We start from the raw sequence: 20633 nt of genomic DNA, 5'->3' as shown, positions 1-20633 counted from the left end.
CGTTAGTCGTCGAGTGAGTAGGTGACGGTGGTTACTACGCGAAGCTTCTTTATGTAAGGAGTATTCAGATCGCGGTCGTTAATTTCGAACTGTCCTTGTCCTGCCGTGTGAATCTTACCCAGCTTTGAGTCGCTTGCCTTGGCAAACTGGTCTGCGGTCTTCTGTGCGTTCTTGATAGCCTCTTCCATCATTTCGGGCTTCATTTGCTGGAACGATACATATTCGTATTGCGGATTGCTGCCTTCAATAGCCACGCCTTGCTTCAGCAGTTCGGCCTGTTTGAAGATGGCTTTGTTCACCAAGTCAACCTTCTGTGTGCTCACGGTGAGAGTGGTGTTGATGATGTAGCGGAAGGCACGTCGGTTCTCGCTCCACTGGTTAGACTCCAGATCGTTAACAGTAGGTGGGTTCACCGTTATCTCACTTTCTTCAATGCCGTTCTGTTTCAGGAAGTTCTTTATTTTTCCCGTCTTCATGCTGATGTTCTCGTAGAGCGTAGGCAGGTCGTTGCCCATCTCGTTTGTGGCGATGCTCCATGTTACCTTATCGGCTTTCACCTCGCGCTCTGCCAGTCCTTTTACTGTTACCTTGCGGTCTTTATTAGAGAAATTGTCTATACCGCTCTTGATACACCATCCCAGCACAACGATTCCGATGGCGAGGATTATTGATTCACGAATTTTGTTCATAATGGTTGGTTTTTAATTTTGATTAAACTTCATGGTTAGTGAAATCGTGCTGCAAAGATACACGTTTTTTTGATAATGCTTGCAAGAACAATTTTTTTTTCGTAAAATTGCACGCTCAATCGCACATTACGACTATAAACTTAAGATTATTTCTGATAAAAACCGTGGAAACAAAGGATCAGATAACCGAGCAGCCATCGCGTTACGACAATCTGGAACAGATGTCGGTAAGTGAACTGATTCACCATATCAATGATGAAGATTTACTTGTAGCAGAGGCTGTGAAGCGGGCCCTACCACAGATAGAGCCGTTTGTAGAGGCTGTTGAAGAGAGAATGAAACGTGGTGGCAGACTCTTTTATGTAGGTGCCGGCACCAGCGGCCGACTGGGTGTTCTTGATGCCAGCGAGCTGCCTCCTACCTTTGGAGTGCCCGACAGCTGGGTCATTGGTGTCATTGCTGGTGGCGACGATGCACTGCGCCATGCTGTTGAGAACGCAGAGGACATCATTGAGCGTGGCTGGCAGGACCTGCAGAAATATCATCCCACTGCCGACGATACCGTCTTGGGCATTGCTGCTTCTGGCACAACGCCTTATGTTATTGGTGCCATCCGTCTGGCAAGACAGAACGGACTGCTTACCGGTTGCATAACGAGCAATCTGAACACACCTCTTGCCGAGGCTGCCGACTATCCCATTGAGACGATTGTTGGACCAGAGTTTGTGACTGGCTCAAGCCGTATGAAAAGCGGCACGGCACAGAAAATGGTGCTTAACATGATTTCCACATCGCTAATGATTCGTATGGGACGTGTGCGTGGCAACCGCATGGTGATGATGCAGCTCACTAATACCAAACTCGTGGATCGTGGTACGCGCATGCTTCAGGAGCTGTTGGGACTAAGCTATGAGGAAGCTCGCGAGTGTCTACTCGAAGCCGGTAGTGTGGAGAAATCACTGTTGAAGAATGAGGAATAACTGTTAAAGATAGATGTTATGAAAAAAGTTTTGTTGTCACTTTTGATAGCTCTCTCTGCTGTGTTAAATGTTTATGCGCAGGACTATCCGCCAAAGAATGCGCCAGAGCTGGAGTTTGCCTTGCAACTGAAGGTGACTCTTGCCGAGGCATTCTCAATAGATAACACACAGCATGGGCGCAGAACGGTGATACCCATTACGGGCGGCACATTTGAGGGTCCAGGACTTAAGGGGACTATCATCAATGGCGGTGCCGACTATCAGCTGGCAAATGCTCAGGGACGTACAGAACTGGAGGCCATCTATTGCATAAAGACCGATGACGGCGTTTATATCCATGTGCGTAATCGCGGTATCATTGCAGGTGGGAAAGATGCTGACGGCAAGCCGACATTCTATTTCCGTGCAGCTCCACAGTTCGAGGCTCCTGCCGACAGTAAGTATGGCTGGCTTAACAATGCCCTGTTCCTCTGTACTCCAGAGTTCTCAAAGGACTTCAAGGGTATAGTTCTCAATGTGTGGCGCGTGAAGTAATAGCACATTCAATTATCTAAAAACTCTGCTATGAATGAGCTTATAACTGGAATTAATGATGTGATATGGACCTATGCACTCATTGGTGCATTGGTTGCTTGTGGTGTTTGGTTCACCATCCGCACACGTTTTGTACAGTTCCGCATGGTGGGCGAGATGATTCGTCTGCTTACAGACTCGGCTGTTGACACCGTTAATGATAAAGTCGGTGTTGAACAACAGAAACACGCCAAGAAGAAGCATATCTCATCGTTCCAGGCTTTTGCTGTCAGCGTTGCCACCCGTGTTGGCACTGGCAACCTTGCAGGAGTGGCATCGGCTATAGCTATTGGTGGTCCAGGCGCTGTGTTTTGGATGTGGGTGATAGCTCTTATAGGCTCTGCAACTGCATTCGTTGAGTCAACATTAGCACAGCTGTTCAAGCAGAAACATAAAGACTCGTTCATTGGTGGTCCTGCCTATTACATCCAGCGCGGATTACATAAACGTTGGATGGCCATCTTGTTTGCCATCCTCATAACACTTCAGTTCGGCCTTTCTAACAACTCCATTCAGTCAAATACCATCTGTGGCGCCATGCAGGAAGCCTTCGGTTTGCCGCCTCTCTGGGTGGGACTGGCTCTTGCAGCAATGGCATTGCTTATAGTTTTCGGTGGCATACATCGCATAGCTAATGTCAGTTCCGTGTTGGTACCTGTCATGGCAATAGGCTATGTCATCTTAGCCGTGGTAATAATAGTGATGAACATTAGTCAGCTTCCCCATGTGCTTAAGATTATCATCACGAGTGCCTTCGGCATTGAACAGGTGGCAGGTGGCGGTGTTGGTGCAGCTATAATGTGCGGCATCAGGCGTGGTCTCTTCTCTAATGAGGCAGGTGAAGGTAGTGCACCGAATGTGGCGGCAACCGCTGCAACCTCTCATCCGGTGAAGCAAGGACTCATCCAGGCACTTGGAGTGTTTACCGACACACTGCTTGTGTGTTCCTGCACAGCGTTTATCATTCTAATAAGTGGTCTCTACGATGTTCCCGAGCTCAACGGCATCGCTCTTACACAGTCGGCTCTCAAGGCACAGATAGGCAGCGCAGGTCCGCTGTTCATTGCTATTGCAATATTCCTTTTTGCATTCTCCAGCATCATAGGCAACTACTACTATGGTGAGGCAAACATTCGTTTCATAACGTCAAATCCTATGGTTATGACCATCTATCGCATTTTCTCTGGAGGAGTGGTTATTATCTTTGGTGCTATAGCCAGTTTCGAACTTGTGTGGAACATTGTTGACTTGTTCATGGCATTGCTTACGGCATGTAACCTTGTGGCGATATTCCTACTTGGCCGATATGCCTTCCGCCTGCTTGACGACTACCGTAGTCAGAAACGTAAAGGCATCAAAGAGCCTGTGTTCCATCGCAGTCAGCTGCCAGAGATAGAACACGATATTGAATGCTGGGAATAGCTTAAAGGAAAGAATGTAGATCTTGGCTTCAGAATTCTACGTAGGGCGCCAACCGCTGGCGTACTTCGTCAGGGAAATATGGCGACAGACGAAGTTCGTCAAGACTTTTCAATGGTCCGTTCTTTCGCCTCATCTCAGTTATTGTGCGTGCCTGATAGTAGTTGAGATATGGGTGTTGGCGCAGTTCTTTCAGTGACATCTGGTTGATGTTAATTCGTTTGACATTGTTGCCGGCTGTGAGCGTGAAATAACGCTTTGCTTCTGTTGGGAACATCTCAATGTCGTCTAACTGGTCCACACTGACAAACCCGCCCAACCGCTGCCTGTGTTCTGCTATCTTGCGTGCAAAGTGAGAGCCAATGCCTGGCACACGCTTCAGCATTGTTGTATCGGCATTGGCAAGGTCAATAGTCTCACCCTCTTTCAGTTTCTGAGGAATAGCGTGGTGGAGCGTGTCTTTCTTTGCAGACTTAACGTAGAGCGATGCTTGTTGGAAGTCGGCAGCAATAGTTATGTAGGGTTCCAGATCGTGATAGTCCTTCAGTGATAGTCCCGGCACTCTCGCGAAATCCTCTTTCTGCATGTATCGCCCGCCCTTTGATCTGTATTTGATTATGCCACGAACCATTCCGTTGGGAAGACCTAATCGTAGCAGTTCGGAGGCTGTGGCGGTGTTTGGGTCAAAGGTGAACAGCTCGTGCTGTGTTTCTGAATCCTCATCATAGTTTCCTCTATCTGTTCTCTTCACGTCTTTTTCAGCGTGTCTAGTGCTGTCAGCAGCGAGCATCCCTTGAGGTTCGGATGTAGTGATATCAGCATCTTCAAAGAACAGCATTAAACCTAGTATGACCGTGGCTATCAGCAACAAGGCTGTCAACATCTGACGATCGTTATGATGGAGTCGGAAAAAAGTGTTTGACATGGCTTATAGATGACTGTTATTGCTGTTCTTTGTCGTAATCCGTCTCTGAGTCGAGGAACATCGTGTTGTCCATCTCTTCTAGAGTCTTCTTTTTCTTGTTTTCCTTTGCGCCGGCTTTCAGCAGGTTTTTTGCAGCAGTGATGATGCTCGGACCGCTGTCGGCAGTAGTGATTTTAAGACGGGTAATCTTCTTTATGGTGTCTTGCATGCTTGACTCCACATCCATGAATCTCATACCGAAATCCTGTACGCGGTCTATAACCGTGTTGGCAGCATCCATCATTGCCTGTTGGTTCTTCAATTGGCGCACCTGTGTCCACATCATCTCCAGCACACGCAGGTTCATGTACATAGTCTGAGGTCCGAGAATCATGACGCCTTCGTCATAGGCTTCGCGCCAGAGAGTGGAGTCGTTGAGCAGTGCGAGGTTCAGTGCACCCTCTATAGGCACATACATGATGGCAAAGTTCAGGCGGTTGTAGCCCTCAGGCAGATATTTCGTATATTCCTTCTTGGCAAGACGTTTCACTTGTGCTCTCACGCTTTCTATGTGGGCTTTGAGGTACAGGCTCTTCTCGGGCGTGCCGTCTTCAGCGTTCATGTAACGTTCGTAGTCTGTGAGCGACATCTTCGAATCTACCACTACGTGGCGGTTATTGGGGAAGTGGAGTATGAAGTCGGGAATGAGACCGCGACCATCGTCACCCTTAGCAAGGCGTCCGTCTTTGTCTTTAAGGGTCTCTTGGGTGTCGAACTGCTCTCCTTCTTTCAGCTCCAGGTCTTCCAGCAGCTGTTTCAACTTCAGCTCGCCGAAGTTGCCCTGCACTTTCACCTCGCCCGTCAGAGCGCGTGTCAGGCGGTCGGCAGTCTCGCCTATGGCTTGACTCTTCTGCATGTTTATCTTAATGGTCTCGTCAAGTCGGGTGAGCGCTTCCGTCTGTTGCTCTTTCGTCTTGTCGAGAGCCTCCTGCATGTCCTTCAAGCTCTTCTGCAGCGGGTCAATGATTTTCGAAACCTGCTCCTTGTTCTGCGTACCTAGCTCGTCCTGCCGTTGCTTCAATACCTTCTCTGAGGTTGTCTGCATCTGCTCACGTATCAGTTCCAACTGACTTTTCACCTGCTCTTCGTTCATCTCTTTCAGAGCGGCAATCTGCTTTTCGTGAGATTCTTTAATCTGGTTTAGCTGTTGTTCGTGAGCATTCTTCATCTGCTCCGCCTGCTGTTCAAAAGAGTGTTTGAGGTTTTCTATCTGTTGCTCATAGAGATCCTTAAGCGTTTCAGTGCGCTTCTCGTGTTCAGCCTTCTGTGTGTCGAGTTGTCGTGAGTAGTTGTCTATGAGTTCCTTCTTACCCTGATTGCCGAAGTAGTAACCGAGGGCTGCCATGATTACAATGGCTATGATGCCTATGATGAGATAGAGTTCCATTTCCTTTCTGTTTTAGTAATATTTTATGCAAAGGTAAGAAAGGTTAGCGAGATGACGAAAAAAAAGTGCCGTTTTGTGTGAGATTGTTAAGATTATTATTATCTTTGTCCCAGATTATGACTAACCAGCCAACAATAATCACCAAAACCTTGTCCTTTAGGATTAGCCTGAGGATCTTTTGCGCAATAGCACTGCTCCTGTCAGTGTCATTGGGTATTATGTTCTATTTCTCTCGTAAGGTTCTGAAGGAAGAAGCACTCCAAAATGCCAGTCAGACATTAGAGGGCACTGTTCAGAATATGGACAATATTCTGTTAAGTGTTGAGCAGGCAATGGGTAATGTCTGTGTTGATATGCTCATGCATCTCAATAATCCAGACCTCATGCCAACATATAGTCGTCGCTTTATTGAGAGTAACGCCTATATTCATAGTTGTGCCATTGCTTTCGCTCCCAATTATTTTCCAGATTATGAGCGTTATGTTGTCTATGCGCATCGTAAGGGTGACCGCATTGTGACCTCATTGTCGCCTGCTAACGGTGAACCATATACTGAGCAGCTATGGTATTCGGAGCCTATGAGCACTGGTCGTGCCTTATGGACAGACCCATTGAAGGACGATGAAGATGTTGCAGTGACGAGCTTCTGTCTGCCTTTCTATAATTATAAAGGACAACGCATAGGCGTCGTTGCTGTTAATGTTTCATTGGACTCGTTCTCAAAGATTGTCCTCGAAGCCAAACCGTCGGAGAATGGCTATTCTACACTCTTGGGACGCAATGGCTCATTCATAGTCTATCCCGATACTGCCAAGTTGCTCCATCAGACGGTGTTCACGCAGGTAGAGAATGGCGGTGACCCTTCTATTCGTGAGGCTGCAGAGGCTATGGTGGCTGGCGAGACAGGTTACAAACGCTTTAAAATGGATGGCAGGGAATGTTATGTATTCTATAAGCCGTTCCAGCGTGTGTCTGTGCCAGGCCGTACTAATGAGAATCTTGGTTGGAGCGTGGGTGTTGTTTATCCAAAGGATGACATCTTTGGTGATTACAACCGTTTGATATACTATGTACTTGCCATTGGCGCAGTAGGCTTAGTTCTGTTCTTTATTCTTTGCCGTTTCCTCACCCACAGGCAGCTGCTGCCTTTGCGCATACTTGCAAAGAAGGCACAGCGGATAGCTGAAGGGCATTATGACGAAGTCGTTGGTCCTACACATCGTAAGGACGAGGTTGGTCAGTTGCAGGAGCACTTCCGGCAGATGCAGGAGTCGCTATCGGCCAATATGAGTGAATTGGAACAACTGACAACAACACTGAAAGAGCGTGGCGAAGGACTGCGCGATGCCTATGAGAGGGCAAACAAGGCAGACAGCATGAAGACTGTATTCCTTCATAACATGACCAACCAGATGATTCCACCGGCCAAGATAATCTCTGATAGTGTGGATGAGCTTTGTCAGTTGTCTTCCTCTTTTGGCGAGAAAGCCTCTGTTAAAGTATATCTGCAGGCAGACAGGGAGGTTGAAACCATACAGCATCAAACAAAGATCATTACCGAACTGCTCAATGACCTGCTTAACGTGTCTTCTGGAGATGAAGAGAAAGGAGGTGAATCATGATTAGGATTCGCAGTAACCTTTCCATGAAGCTCAGTGTCGTTATCCTGTTGTTGGCTATACCTCTTTTCATGCTGTCTTTGGGAATATTCTATATGCAGTCTAAGAAACTTATACGCAACGAGGCTGCAAGGCATGTGAACAGCGTGCTTAACACCACAGCCCATCGCGTGAAGACAAAGATGGGAACTGTTGAGACGGCTGCTAAGGCAAATCAATGGGTGATGGAAAATGAGAGTCTTAGCAATGACATGCTTCATCACTATTCACATCGTATAGCCTCGCTGAACCGTAACGTGAGCAGTTGTCATATAACCTCTGCCACTGATACTGTGGGAATGCTAATGCAACAGCGTCGCTACACCGCTGTATTGGAACATGGCAAGGCGCAATGGGTGTCTCCATCTGTGAATGACTATGACGAGGCCTCACATGAAGACTCCCTCACGGCTTTCTACTGCATGCCAATACATGGTGCTGACGGTAGCTTTGCAGGCATTCTCTCTGCAGGAATGTCTATGGACTCTATATCCACTGTGCTCGACACAATGCTCGTTTCATATAAGAACGCATACTTCGTGTTGCTTGGCAGTAGTGGAGAATACCTCGTACATCCTGATACAACAAAGATTTACGCGAAGACGATCTTCACCGATATTGACCCTGTTAAGCATCCTGACCTCATAGCACTTGGCTACGAGATGACCTCAGGAGCCAGAGGCATGATGAATGTCAATGTTCGTGGAGAGGATTGCATAGTCTGCTACCGACCTATTGATGGTACCGACTGGAGTATTGCCTTAGTATGTCCGGACGACGATATTCTGAGGTTGCACTATTGGCTTACAAACATTGTCATAATGCTCCTTGCCATTGGCTTCGTTGTCATAATGATACTCTCGCGGCACACTGTCCTTCAAGCCATACGTCCACTTGGACTGCTGTTGGAAAAGTTGGAGCGTATAGCTGGATGTAACTATGAGACCCATATCCCCAAGACAGAGCGTAAGGATGTCATAGGTCGTCTGCAGAATAGTTTTGCCGTGATGCTACAGTCTCTTAACTTCCACATGGGAAGCATACGTTATACTGTTGATCAGACTAAGTCGCGCAATGAAGAACTTGTCGTGGCCACCCAAAAGGCAGAGGAGGCTGCCAAGCGCAAGACCATCTTCATGCAGAATGTGACACACCAGATACGCACCCCGCTGAACATCATCCTTGGCTTTGCTCAGGTGTTGCGTGACAGCATCAGCCATGCAGTCCTTTCTGAAGAGGAGGCTACGTCAATTACTAAAACGATGAAGCACAATGCCATGGCGCTGGAGCGTCTTGTGTTGATGCTCTTCGATAGCTCTGAAACTGGAGCTAACGAAGAAATTCAGAGCTCCCATAACGAACGCATTGTATGTAATGCTGTGGCACAGGAGTGTATCGGATATATGCACATACATTTCCCAGATATTGAGATAAGCGTCAAAACATCTGTTCCTGACGATGTTACCATTACCACGAATCACCTGTTCCTCATGCGTAGTCTGCGTGAGCTGCTATATAATGCTGCCAAATACTCGGATGGGCAGAATATATCTCTTGAAATCGTAGAGACCGATACTACTCTCCGTTTTATTGTGCAGGACACTGGTCCAGGCATCAGCGAATCCTCTGCTGAACAGATATTCCAACCGTTTATCAAGGTCAACGACCTGAGTGAAGGCCTCGGCCTCGGTCTTGCTTTGTCCAAGCGTCACGCTATCAGCTTGGGTGGAAATCTTACTCTCGATAGCAACTATCATGACGGTTGCCGCTTTATTCTTGAGGTTCCGAAAGAACAATGATACCGATTTACTAATAGAAACTCAATATTTTATTAGATTGTTATGGGGCGGTTCATGAGAACCGTCTCATTTTTTTACTATATCCCTCGCTCCGCCCAGTCACCGCGGTCGAGGTTACGGTAGCCGATTGCTTCGGCTATGTGCATGGACTGTACCTTCTCGCTGCCAGCGAGGTCGGCTATGGTGCGGGCTACTTTGAGGATGCGGCTGTAGGCACGGGCGGAGAGCTTCAGACGTTCCATGGCCATACGCAACATTTCGAGTGACTGGGCATCGGGCTCGGCAAACTCATGGAGCATGCGCTCCGTCATCATGGCGTTGCAGTGGATGCCCTTGTAGGGCTTGAAGCGCTCCTCCTGAATCCTGCGGGCGGCAATGACTCGCTCGCGGATGGCAGCGGAGGGTTCACCAGGTTGCATCTGTGACAGTTCAGAGAAAGGTACGGCCTGTATCTCACAGTGTATGTCTATGCGGTCGAGTAGGGGACCACTGATCTTGTTCATGTAGCGCTGAATCTGACCTGGGGTGCATGCACATTGATGGTTCGGATCGCCATAATAACCGCATGGACATGGATTCATGGAGGCGACAAACATGAATGAGCAGGGATAGTCGATGGAATATTTCGCACGGCTTATGGTTATGCGACGGTCTTCAAGAGGCTGACGCATCACCTCTAGAACGCTTCGGTTGAACTCTGGCAGCTCGTCACAGAAGAGCACGCCGTTGTGGGCAAGCGAGATTTCGCCTGGCTGCGGGTTCGTACCTCCGCCTACGAGAGCAACTTGTGAAATACTGTGATGAGGTGAGCGGAAAGGGCGTTGTGATATTAGCGACGTGCCTTTCTTCAGTTTGCCCGCCACGGAGTGTATCTGTGTCGTCTCAAGGCTCTCAGCCAGGGTGAGAGGCGGCAGTATGCTTGGCAGACGCTTAGCCATCATAGACTTGCCCGAGCCAGGAGGACCAATCATTATTAAATTATAACCGATTTTACGGGTTCTTAACCTTCTCCTTCTCATTTCAAGTCTTCAAAGATCTCTTTTGACAGTTTATTATTCCCTGCCATCTCCATTAGAGCTTGACGCATCCTGTCCTCTGCGTCCAATAAATTCTCCTTGACATTAGAACGGGCATTCTTTGCAAAGACAGGCTTCCCATTCTTGTCAACAATATATTGATTGAAGTAGCTCCAAATCTCACTCTTACCGTAGCCTTTACTTAGGAAAAGTACGAATATAGTTAGTTCGGTTTTACTTCCAGTGAATACCATTTTTTCTTTCGGTTCGATTCCGCTGCCAAAGAACACATATTTAATATATAAGGGGTCGTTGGTCTTGTTATTGAACCATTGAGGGAGATACTTCTTGCATATCAAGCCCTGTAAGAACTCATTATGAAGCCGACCTCCAGATCTCAAAAATGTAGGATATAATGGGTTCGTATCTATTACCGACACTTCTGAGCCAACAATGTCAGTTGTTTCATCAACAGACTGCTTTTTGTTAGAATAAACCTCATTCAGAAGGTAATTAACTCCTTCTGTATATTTGGAGCAACCGAGCAGCCATTCCAGAACAACTCTATCTTCCTTGTAAAGAACGTCTTTCACGCAGCCATATACTTCTAACATCAGGGCTGTGTAGTAGATGATATATTTACCCAAATCAGCAATGTCTCTTTCCCACCCGTCCCAGGATATAGTGTCACGGTCTGTTACAAAGATATTGCCAACTTCAACATTGAAATGTTTAGCAATGTCATCCCTTTGGCAGAACAACAGATTACCGATTATAGAATACACAGTGAGGTCTATATTCCTATTTGCACTTTCTGAATCATAATTGCGGACAAGCCTATCTATATCATGGCCAGTCTGATATTTCTGATGGAAAGTGTCAATCCAGGCTGGATAATATGCTCCATCTGAGATAGAGGTAATGCCATATATCTTTTCTATATACTTTTCTTTGTCGGTGTCATTAAGATCTTTGTATGATTGGCGATTTTTGTCTACATAATGTATAACGCTGTAGCCTCCTACAATATCATAGGTGTGAGTTTCGAGACCCACTTCTATAGTTTCATCACCTGTCAAGCATCGTTGGACGAACTCATTTACTCGATCTTCAATGAATTTATCTTCATCCACCAGCAGATTGAAGAACTTAGACAAATCAACGCCATCTTGCCATTGGTCTTTCTTCAACAACTCTTCAAAATCGTCTGTGTATTTTGGCTGTTTCCTGATTCCCAACAATATAAATCTAACTATCCAGAGGTTCTTCATCAACATGCTGTAGTCACCTTCTCCTAATGCTTTTTCAAAAATGTCATAGCTGTGTTCTTCCAAAGACTTTAGGATATTATTGTAGGCGTATGAAGAAACTTCCTCTACGTCGAGTATCTTCTGAGTTTGTTCTTTCCCAAGGATCTGAAACACCATGAAAGCCTCTTTGTAGGTCAATGAAGTAGGCATTTTGTCCTGAAGGTTTGCTATATGAGCATATAGTTCCCCCATCCTTTTTTCAATTCTATTCTTTACTATCAGGTGGAACGGTTGCTTAACACATTCATTGAAAACCACAAATTCACATAAGGCAGCAAAAAGATCCTTGGCATTTTTAACAAATTCTCCATTAGGCCACGTCACATATCTATATAACCTACGGATGCCATCTTCTTTAGACGCGACACTCGTAAGCATACTCGCATACTTCTTTATGTGACTCTTTTCTAATACCATTATTGATGTTTTGGTTTGCAAAAATAATCAAAAATCTCCAGTAAATCGCCTTTTCAGGTAATAAAACATACTCTAAAACCCGCATTTTAATATGTTTTAAGATAAAATGAACTCCAATATCAACTTTTATAGCTATATTTGCATCAGAATTTAAGATATTAAACATGGATAAGAAGAAATTAAATCGCCTAAAACTAGTGTTAGTTGAGAAAGACAAGACTGGTGTTTGGCTTGCAGAACAGTTGGGCGTGACTGCTGTGACGGTATCTAAGTGGTGTAGCAATATCACTCAACCTACCCTGCCAACATTGGATAGGATTGCTGAACTGTTGGAGTGTGAATTAAGAGATTTAATAATTGAATAACGGACTAAAAACTATAGATATATGACGTTCAAAGAAATATTAGAGAAATATCGTTCCATATCTTTCACAGAGAAGGATAAGGGTACTATGTTTGAACGCCTCATGCGAGCTTGGTTACTAACCGATCCTCGCTATGAAAGGTTAACCCATGTGTGGATGTGGAATGACTTTCCTTCAAAAAGTGACTTTGGTGGGAAAGATACAGGAATAGACCTAGTTGCAAAGACAGAACTTGGTGAATATTGGGCTATACAATGTAAATGCTACCAAGAGAGTGCCACAATAGATAAACCTTCAGTAGATTCATTTCTTGCCACATCGAGCAGAACATTTACTGACCCTGAGACCTTCCAGACCACGCGGTTCTCTAATCGTCTATGGATTTCTACGACTAACCATTGGGGAAACAATGCAGAAGAGGCCATCAAAAACCAGAATCCACCTGTATCTCGTATAGGTCTGGTTGACTTAGAAACTTCGCCCGTTGACTGGGAGAAGTTGGAGGATGGTATAACAGGTACTACCGCTAGGGCTGAAGGTAAACAGCCGATGGAACACCAGCTAAGAGCAATTTCTGCTGCTGTCAACCATTATAAAGAGAATGACAGAGGCAAGTTGGTAATGGCATGTGGTACAGGAAAGACTTATACATCATTACAAATAGCAGAAACCATGTTAGAAGGAAAAGGACTTGTTTTATTCCTGGTTCCTTCAATTTCCTTGCTTGGTCAGGCTCTTAACGCTTGGTATGGTGATGCAAAAGAGACAATCAAGGCAGTATGTATTTGCTCTGATAATAAAGCTCAGAAAAAGATTACCAAAGAGTCTGATGATGTTTCGGATAGTGCAGTTGACCTTGCTCTTCCATCAAGTACAAATGCCAAATCAATATCCAGACAGTTGATTTCTTACAAGAATCACAATGGCCTGGTGGTAGTATTCTCTACTTATCAGTCTATAGATGCTGTTTCGGATGCTCAAAAAGAAGTATTAAAAGCAACCAATGGAATTTATGGTGAATTTGACCTGATTATTTGTGATGAAGCACACAGGACTACAGGCATTAAACTATCAGATGCAGACGAAAGTAATTTCACAAAAGTACACTCGAATGACAATGTAAGAGGTAAGAAACGCCTCTATATGACAGCTACCCCTCGTTTGTATGGAGAGAGTGCTAGAGTAAAAGCATCTGAAAAGAACTGCATACTTTGTTCGATGGATGACGAAACCATCTATGGAAAAGAGTTTTTTAGGGTAAACTTTAGCTATGCAGTCAATCATGGATTGCTGACAGATTATAAGGTACTGGTGCTTACCGTTAATGAAGATGATGTGCCTGATACCATTAAGGCTGATGTCAAGAACAAAGACATAAAGGAACTGAATTTTGACGAGACCTCCAAGTTAATAGGTGTTATAAATGGACTTTCAAAAGAGGTTCGTGGTGATGAAGGCAAGACGTGGGAGATAGATCCTCAAATAATGCACCGTGCAGTAGCCTTCTGTTCTGCAATAGGAAGTGAGGATAAGGCTGGTACATCAAAAAACATTGCTTATACCCTACCTAGGCTTTGCAACAAATACATTGAAAGTCTTGGTGAGGAAGAAAGGAAACGTGTTGTTCATATCAAGACCAAGCACATTGACGGCTCACAGAACGCTCTTGAAAGAAACCAATCGCTTGCATGGTTGAAAGAAGAAAGTCAGGACGAACAGGAGTGCAAAGTGCTGACCAATGTACGCTGCTTATCTGAAGGTATCGACGTTCCGGCTCTTGATGCGGTTCTATTCCTTTCATCAAGAAACAGTCAAGTCGATATTGTTCAGTCTGTTGGCCGTATCATGCGAAACTTCCGAAAGGGACAGCCTGGAGAAAAAAAATACGGCTACATTATCATCCCGATTGTGGTTCCGATGGATGTTAGTCCAGAAGATGCTTTGAGTAAGAATAAGTATTTTGATGTGGTGTGGAGTATTCTCAATGCCCTACGCTCACATGATGACAACTTCAATGCAGAGGTAAACAAGATTGCCCTGAACAAGAAGAAAAACAGCAAAGTTCTTGTCGGTGGCATCGGTTTTGGAACTGATGCTCAAAATTCACAAGACAAGGCAGATGCACAGGTACTTGATGAAGCTGATGTGGCAAAGCAGTTGGAAATCCGTTTCGGAGAAATGCAGGAGGGTATTTATGCAAAACTTGTTGAAAAGTGCGGTGATAGGCTTTATTGGGAGAATTGGGCCAAAGAAGTTGGAACCATCGCTCGAAAGTTCATCGAGCGTATCACTCAAATGGTATTGAAGGATGGTATTCATAAAGCAGAATTTGACGAATATTTAAAAGGACTACAGAAGAACTTGAATCCATCAATTGACGAGGGCCAGGCTGTAGAAATGCTTGCTCAACATATTATCACACGCCCCGTGTTTGATGCTCTTTTCAAGGATTATGAGTTTGTGAAGAACAATGCAGTCAGTCGTTCCATGCAGCAGATTATCGACCTTTTGGAAGAAGAAGGTCTGAGCAAAGATCTGGAAGTTCTTGAAAAATTCTATGATTCGGTGCGCTCAAATGTAAGCAACATCGACAACCTTGGTGGCAAACAGACTATCATCAAGGAACTATATGAGAAGTTCTTTAAGGGTGCTTTCCCATTGACAGTCGAGAAGCTCGGTATTGTCTACACCCCGATTGAATGTGTGGATTTCATTATCAATTCAGTCGAGCATATCCTCCAGAAAGAATTTGATACGTCATTAACAGAAGAAAACGTGCATATTCTCGATCCATTTACGGGGACTGGTACATTCATTACACGGCTCATGCAAAGTGGGCTAATTAAGCCAGAGGATATGAAGAGGAAGTATCTTAATGAAATCCATTGCAATGAGATTGTACTGCTGGCTTATTATATTGCTGACGTGAACATTGAGAGCGTTTACCATGACCTTATTCACCCAGACGAATATCTACCTTATGATGGAATCTGTCTCACTGATACATTCCAGTTGAATGAAGATGATGACAGGGATATATTCAGCCATTTGTTCAAAGAGAATTCAGAGCGTGTAGAAATGCAGAAGAAGGCTCCTGTCAGGGTTATCATTGGAAATCCACCTTATTCTATTGGTCAGAAGTCAGCCAATGACAATGCTCAGAATGTTAGCTATAAACATCTGGATGCTCGAATTGCTGAAACGTATGTAAAAAGAAGCTCTGCAACTCTTACTAAGTCCCTTTACGACAGCTATATCAAGGCTTTCAGATGGGCTAGCGATAGAATTTCACAGCATAATGAAGGAGGTATAGTTGCCTTCATTAGTAATGGAGCTTGGATTGACGGTAATGGTCAAGATGGTTTCAGGAAGTGCTTAGAAAAAGAGTTTTCAAGTATCTATGTACTAAACCTCCGAGGAAACCAAAGAACAAGTGGAGAACTTTCCAGAAGAGAGGGTGGTAAAATCTTCGGGTCTGGTTCCCGTACTCCTATTGCTATAACTATTTTGGTTAAGAAACCAGGAGAGGGTAAGGGCAAGGCCACCATTTTCTATCACGATATTGGTGATTATCTATCCAGAGAAGACAAACTAAGAATCTTAAAAGGATATAGAAGTGTTAATTCCCGTAGACTGGAATGGCAAATCATAGAGCCAAATGAGAAGGCTGATTGGATTAACCAGCGAGACGGTTTGTTTGATAGTTTGATTCCCCTGTCCCCCGATAAGAACTTTAATCTCAAAACGCAATCATTATTTAATATGGTTGCTATTGGAGTGGCAACCAACAGGGATGCTTGGGACTATAATTATTCCAAAACGGAATTAACTGATAATGTAAAGCGACTGATAGAATTCTATGACACCCAAAGAGCATCATTTGCAAAGATATTGGCAGAAGATTCAGAAGCTGCTATTGAAGATAATATTGATACCGACCAAACGAAAATAAGTTGGACGAGGTCATTAAGAAGATATGCCTATAATAATGAGCAGATTTTGTTTGATGACAAAGGTGTAAGAAGTAGCATATATAGGCCATTCGTACTGAGTAATCTTTATTATGGAGAGAAATTGGTTGAAAGTAGAGGACAGTGGGAAAAGCTTTATCCGACCAAAGATAAGAAAAATTACACTATTTGTTTGAGTGGCGTTGGAGCTAGTAAAAACTTCACAGCATTAATGATTGACAAAATACCGTCGTTAGATACAGTGGAGAAATGCCAATGCTTCCCCCTCTATTGGTATGAAAAGAACCAACAACAGCAGCTTGGGTTGTTTGATGACAATTCCAATGCCGATTACATTAGACATGATGGAATAAGCGATTGGATCCTAAAGGAAGTAAGAAAACGCTTTGGAGATACCAAGTCATTAACCAAGGAGCATATTTTCTACTATGTTTATGGACTATTACACTCTGTAGATTATCGTGAGAGATTTGCCGATGACCTAAAAAAGTCTCTGCCTCGTATTCCCATTTTGGAAAAGGTTGATGACTTTATGACGTTCTACAAAGTCGGTAAGGAACTGGCAGAATTGCATCTGAATTACGAGATTGAAGAAGCTTGTCCTACTGTCAAAGTAGAATATTTGGTTAATCCTGATGAAATGAGTGATGATGATTATTATGTGGAAAAGATGAAGTTCCCCTCTAAAGAACAGAAGGACACCATCATCTACAATGGAAAGATTCGCATTACCAACATTCCTTCAGAAGCGTATGAGTACGTTGTCAATGGTAAGTCTGCTATAGAATGGCTTATGGAACGCTATGCTGTAACAATCGACAAGAACAGCCTGATAAAGAATGACCCGAATGATTGGGGAAAGGAACACAATAATCCTCGTTACATTTTGGAATTAATGCTTTCTGTCATCAATGTTTCCGTCAAGACCGTTCATAAAGTAAACACGCTTCCGAAATTGATTTTTGATGGAGATAGCGTTATTGTCGAGAAAAACGCGAACAAAGAGGTTGACAATGAGAATACTGAGACAGCTGAACATGTTAGCTACAGGTGTGATGAAAATGTGTTTGTAAATGATAGCGACGAAACTCCAACGGCAGAGAATACTCTTTATTTGCCTATCAAACAAGAATACTTTGACCAGATTGTTGCAGGGACAAAGACCATCGAATACAGAGAGGTCAAAAGTACGACGGCAAAACGCTATCTACAATACCAAGGCAAGAAACCGATGCTGAATCCAAGTTGCACCGATCCTTCACTGGAATACGAACTTGATGACTTCAACGGTGGTAAATTCCCATTCTTACCAAAGCAATACAAGTTTCTATTCCTAGCTGTAGGCTATAACACGAAGAGAGATACGGCTATTGTCAAGGTAGAGAAAGTTGAGTTTACTCCTGTTGAAGTGAGAGCTAAGATGTTCTGTTGGTGGATTGAAGAGTTCCATATTTCTAAAGTGATTGAAGTTCAAAGAAAAGAAAATCAATAGCATTATGAAACAGTACAATAGAATAATGTTAGGTGAGCATGGCATGTATATAGCCGACTGCCTTGAACACAATTATATCGGAATTAATGTTCTGAAGGGACTAGATCTTTCGGGAACGCCATATAACGATGAAAGTCTGTGGCGACAGGAACTTGTCGCTAAGTTTCTTGAAATACAGCCAGACAAGTCTGTTGGTACATCCAGAAATTTGATCGGGTTCTTGTGGACGGTCTGCTTTGGACTAAAGACTGGTGATATTGTCTTAGCATCCAATGGTGAGGGGGGCTATCATGTAGGCGAGATAACAGGTGACTACTATTACACAGCAGGAGCGGAACTCCCTCATCGACGTGCCGTCAGGTGGTTGGATGCTGTTATCGCCAGACGATCCATGTCCCAGAAGCTACAGAACTCGACAGGTTCCATTGGCACTTGCTGCAACATAACAAAGTATGCAGAAGAGATAGAACAGTTAATAAATGGCGGTACTGTAAACATTACTCCTTCTGTTACAACTCCCACACAAGAAAACTACAAAGAACGTAGCCTGCACAGACTCCTTTCCAACTATTTGTTAGACCAAGGCATTCTCTCAAAGACTATATTCCACGAAACATCCAACAGAAGTGATCAGGCAAAGAAATGGGTTCATCCTGACATGGTAGGTGTTCAATTCAACGACTTTCAAGATCCAGCCACACGTTCATTCTTGAAAGCGGCCAACACAAAAGAGTACATATATCTTTACTCTTACGAATTGAAACGTACTATTGAGAATGACCACCAACTTAAAGAGTATTTCTTCCAGGCACTTTCAAATAGCAGTTGGGCAAACTATGGCTACCTCGTGGCTTTCGAGATAAACGAGGAAGTTATGGAGGAAATGGAAAGGCTCAATCGCTCGTTTGGTATAGGAGTAATTCTTCTTTCTCCGTACACAGGTGAAACAAAGGTGCTATTCCAAGCTCGCAAGAACGAACTGGACTACTATACTATTGACAAACTCTGTAGGCTCAATGACCATTTCAAGGACTTCATCACAAAGACCACCAACGTACTAAATGCACAGGCCAATCTTGTTGATGATGTAAAGAATGGTCTACAGCGATTCTGTGACGCAGGCTTTATAAATGAAGATGAAACAATGACATATTGTAGGGAAAACCATATACCTTGTTAAGTGAACGCATGACACAGGAGCAGCTCAATAACTGTATCGCCGAAGAACTCAATAAATGGCAACCCATTTTAGAGTATGGACGCATATACTTGGACGAAGATAAAGCCCTTCGGGACAAGTATAAATGGCTGACTTGGCTAAAGACTTGCTGGCCCTGGAGTTTAGGTCTAACAATTTTAGAGGGAGCTATTTCTCTTTTATGTAGCCAAACCATCTTATATGTTCTCTTGGGTGTTTTCGCATTTATTACTATTGCTGCATCTATTATTATCTATCATAACCGAAAGATTATCTCTAAGTTTGCAAGTGAGAATGATAAATCTGAATTGATTGGATTATTGGAAGTAACTAATTCGTATTTATCCAAATTAGGCCGATGGTTGGCAGAATTAGATAGTCATTTCAAAGCAGTATCTAGTAAGGTGGCATCTATTGAGAATGAATATATCGAAGCGAGGGCTAATCAGCTCCCAAATGATAACAAGTTTAGTCGTATTCATGGCAATCTCAATGAAGATTGGGTAGATAGAGCAAAAGCACTTGCCGATAAAAGACTTCAACCCTTTAAACAATACATATATGTGTAAAGATAATATTCATACTTCGACTGTCCCTCAGACAAAAGGGACTCATGGTAGAGAAAATCCTACTCCAGTAAACACCCTGAGTAAGAATCCTACAAAGCAAGGATAAGACTATGCGTAACAACAAACATATTCAGGAACTAGCTGACAAGTGCGCTCAGAAGCATGGGTATTTCTGTGCTTCTTACCTTGGGCGTAAGGGGGATTCGTTCATCTATGCCCCTCACTATTCAGATAATGAACCCAGATGTGAGGGTTTGCCACCTGTGATAGTTATAAAGGATGATAAAGCTACCTTTATTATGGGGATAGAGTCATTTGATATTTTCAACAACCTAAAGTTTCGTGACTATAAGAAAGGCCGCTCTATATTCCGGGAGTATGAGCGTAAGGTGATGGAAAATGATTTTGCCTCTGATGAAGAACGTGAATACATAAGCGAGATAGTCAATAATCAGCGATCTGGGTATGAAGTTCCTGTCGAAAAGTCTGAGCTATATGACTACTTGGAGATTGCTGACCGTCTGAACATGAAGATAGAACTAAAGCCCTGCGAATACTCAATGGGACGCAATGACGGATGGGAGTATTACATTGAATTAGTGGAGAAATAGTTATGGCAAATAAGAGATACATAAAACAATTCTCCAATTTCGATGACGAGAGCATTGAATGTGAGATACTATCAACAGATAATGGTTCCGAACTGTGCATGACCATCGACAACACTCATGTCACGTTAGAGTTTGCATCTACTGTTGACATTGTAAACTGGTGTAATGCCATAAAAGAACTGGCGATTGAGAAATTAAACGATGAATGTTAGACT

Annotated in this window: 15 protein-coding genes and 1 pseudogene; 11 read left to right on the top strand and 5 right to left on the bottom strand. The window is 43.9% G+C overall.

Annotated elements, in window-relative coordinates:
• Positions 1-2: 2 nt before the first annotated feature.
• A complete protein-coding gene (locus M1L52_RS03850; protein WP_262917930.1) occupies positions 3-689 on the bottom strand; it encodes an SIMPL domain-containing protein in 687 nt (228 codons plus the stop codon).
• 164 nt (positions 690-853) lie between these two features.
• Here M1L52_RS03850 and murQ point away from each other — a divergent pair, with 164 nt between their 5' ends.
• Genes murQ through M1L52_RS03835 form a run of 3 tightly spaced genes read left to right on the top strand, consistent with a single transcriptional unit; the run spans position 854 to position 3664 of the window.
• Positions 854-1669, top strand: a complete 816-nt coding sequence (gene murQ / locus M1L52_RS03845; protein ID WP_317231469.1) for an N-acetylmuramic acid 6-phosphate etherase — start codon at positions 854-856, stop codon at positions 1667-1669.
• Between the two features lie 18 nt (positions 1670-1687).
• Positions 1688-2203: a DUF3237 domain-containing protein gene (locus M1L52_RS03840; RefSeq protein WP_248613520.1), complete on the top strand. Its 516-nt coding sequence runs from the start codon at positions 1688-1690 to the stop codon at positions 2201-2203.
• Positions 2204-2233: 30 nt separating this feature from the next.
• A complete protein-coding gene (locus M1L52_RS03835) occupies positions 2234-3664 on the top strand; it encodes an alanine/glycine:cation symporter family protein (RefSeq protein WP_248613519.1) in 1431 nt (476 codons plus the stop codon).
• A gap of 28 nt (positions 3665-3692) precedes the next feature.
• Here M1L52_RS03835 and M1L52_RS03830 read toward each other — a convergent pair whose 3' ends face one another.
• Positions 3693-4586: a ComEA family DNA-binding protein gene (locus M1L52_RS03830; RefSeq protein WP_248613518.1), complete on the bottom strand. Its 894-nt coding sequence runs from the start codon at positions 4584-4586 to the stop codon at positions 3693-3695.
• 16 nt (positions 4587-4602) lie between these two features.
• Positions 4603-6012 carry a DNA recombination protein RmuC gene (gene rmuC, locus M1L52_RS03825; protein WP_248613517.1) on the bottom strand — a complete coding sequence of 470 codons (1410 nt, stop codon included), beginning with the start codon at positions 6010-6012 and terminating at the stop codon, positions 4603-4605.
• A 218-nt stretch (positions 6013-6230) separates the two neighbouring features.
• Between rmuC and M1L52_RS03820 the strand changes: the two genes are divergently transcribed.
• Together M1L52_RS03820 and M1L52_RS03815 are read left to right on the top strand one after the other, a co-directional pair.
• Complete coding sequence (locus M1L52_RS03820; RefSeq protein ID WP_248613516.1) at positions 6231-7634, top strand: cache domain-containing protein; 1404 nt, start codon at positions 6231-6233, stop codon at positions 7632-7634.
• A complete protein-coding gene (locus tag M1L52_RS03815; protein ID WP_248613515.1) occupies positions 7631-9469 on the top strand; it encodes a sensor histidine kinase in 1839 nt (612 codons plus the stop codon). Before M1L52_RS03820 ends, M1L52_RS03815 begins: the two co-directional genes overlap by 4 nt.
• Before the next feature lie 77 nt (positions 9470-9546).
• On the opposite strand, the pseudogene M1L52_RS03810 reads toward M1L52_RS03815, so the two are convergent.
• Both M1L52_RS03810 and M1L52_RS03805 read right to left on the bottom strand, forming a co-directional pair.
• Positions 9547-10455 (bottom strand): annotated as a pseudogene (locus M1L52_RS03810) (YifB family Mg chelatase-like AAA ATPase); the annotation flags it as partial.
• A 29-nt stretch (positions 10456-10484) separates the two neighbouring features.
• On the bottom strand, positions 10485-12173 hold the full coding sequence (locus M1L52_RS03805; RefSeq protein ID WP_248613514.1) for a hypothetical protein: 1689 nt from the start codon (positions 12171-12173) through the stop codon (positions 10485-10487).
• A gap of 203 nt (positions 12174-12376) precedes the next feature.
• Between M1L52_RS03805 and M1L52_RS03800 the strand changes: the two genes are divergently transcribed.
• From M1L52_RS03800 to M1L52_RS03775, 6 genes are all read left to right on the top strand, one after another.
• Complete coding sequence (locus M1L52_RS03800) at positions 12377-12577, top strand: helix-turn-helix transcriptional regulator (protein ID WP_248613513.1); 201 nt, start codon at positions 12377-12379, stop codon at positions 12575-12577.
• Positions 12578-12598: 21 nt separating this feature from the next.
• Positions 12599-18040: a DEAD/DEAH box helicase gene (locus M1L52_RS03795; RefSeq protein ID WP_248613512.1), complete on the top strand. Its 5442-nt coding sequence runs from the start codon at positions 12599-12601 to the stop codon at positions 18038-18040.
• Positions 18041-18044: 4 nt separating this feature from the next.
• Positions 18045-19220 carry a hypothetical protein gene (locus M1L52_RS03790; RefSeq protein ID WP_248613511.1) on the top strand — a complete coding sequence of 392 codons (1176 nt, stop codon included), beginning with the start codon at positions 18045-18047 and terminating at the stop codon, positions 19218-19220.
• 8 nt (positions 19221-19228) lie between these two features.
• The gene (locus M1L52_RS03785) at positions 19229-19807 is read left to right on the top strand and encodes a hypothetical protein (protein WP_248613510.1); all 579 of its coding nucleotides are present in this window, start codon (positions 19229-19231) and stop codon (positions 19805-19807) included.
• 110 nt (positions 19808-19917) lie between these two features.
• Positions 19918-20418: a hypothetical protein gene (locus M1L52_RS03780; RefSeq protein ID WP_248613509.1), complete on the top strand. Its 501-nt coding sequence runs from the start codon at positions 19918-19920 to the stop codon at positions 20416-20418.
• Between the two features lie 2 nt (positions 20419-20420).
• Positions 20421-20630 carry a hypothetical protein gene (locus tag M1L52_RS03775; protein ID WP_248613508.1) on the top strand — a complete coding sequence of 70 codons (210 nt, stop codon included), beginning with the start codon at positions 20421-20423 and terminating at the stop codon, positions 20628-20630.
• Positions 20631-20633 lie beyond the last annotated feature (3 nt).

Source organism: Prevotella sp. E13-27, assembly GCF_023217965.1.
In the GTDB taxonomy this organism is placed as follows: domain Bacteria; phylum Bacteroidota; class Bacteroidia; order Bacteroidales; family Bacteroidaceae; genus Prevotella.
This window is presented reverse-complemented; position numbering and strand designations above follow the sequence as displayed.

Excerpts from the sequence above, each read along its gene's own strand:
- rmuC (WP_248613517.1), bottom strand. The coding sequence starts at position 6,012 with ATGGAACTCTATCTCATCATAGGCATCATAGCCATTGTAATCATGGCA.
- M1L52_RS03850 (WP_262917930.1), bottom strand. The coding sequence starts at position 689 with ATGAACAAAATTCGTGAATCAATAATCCTCGCCATCGGAATCGTTGTG.
- M1L52_RS03830 (WP_248613518.1), bottom strand. The coding sequence starts at position 4,586 with ATGTCAAACACTTTTTTCCGACTCCATCATAACGATCGTCAGATGTTG.
- M1L52_RS03780 (WP_248613509.1), top strand. The coding sequence starts at position 19,918 with ATGCGTAACAACAAACATATTCAGGAACTAGCTGACAAGTGCGCTCAG.
- M1L52_RS03775 (WP_248613508.1), top strand. The coding sequence starts at position 20,421 with ATGGCAAATAAGAGATACATAAAACAATTCTCCAATTTCGATGACGAG.
- M1L52_RS03805 (WP_248613514.1), bottom strand. The coding sequence starts at position 12,173 with ATGCTTACGAGTGTCGCGTCTAAAGAAGATGGCATCCGTAGGTTATAT.
- M1L52_RS03835 (WP_248613519.1), top strand. The coding sequence starts at position 2,234 with ATGAATGAGCTTATAACTGGAATTAATGATGTGATATGGACCTATGCA.
- M1L52_RS03785 (WP_248613510.1), top strand. The coding sequence starts at position 19,229 with ATGACACAGGAGCAGCTCAATAACTGTATCGCCGAAGAACTCAATAAA.
- M1L52_RS03800 (WP_248613513.1), top strand. The coding sequence starts at position 12,377 with ATGGATAAGAAGAAATTAAATCGCCTAAAACTAGTGTTAGTTGAGAAA.
- M1L52_RS03795 (WP_248613512.1), top strand. The coding sequence starts at position 12,599 with ATGACGTTCAAAGAAATATTAGAGAAATATCGTTCCATATCTTTCACA.
- M1L52_RS03840 (WP_248613520.1), top strand. The coding sequence starts at position 1,688 with ATGAAAAAAGTTTTGTTGTCACTTTTGATAGCTCTCTCTGCTGTGTTA.
- M1L52_RS03790 (WP_248613511.1), top strand. The coding sequence starts at position 18,045 with ATGAAACAGTACAATAGAATAATGTTAGGTGAGCATGGCATGTATATA.
- M1L52_RS03815 (WP_248613515.1), top strand. The coding sequence starts at position 7,631 with ATGATTAGGATTCGCAGTAACCTTTCCATGAAGCTCAGTGTCGTTATC.
- M1L52_RS03820 (WP_248613516.1), top strand. The coding sequence starts at position 6,231 with ATGTTCTATTTCTCTCGTAAGGTTCTGAAGGAAGAAGCACTCCAAAAT.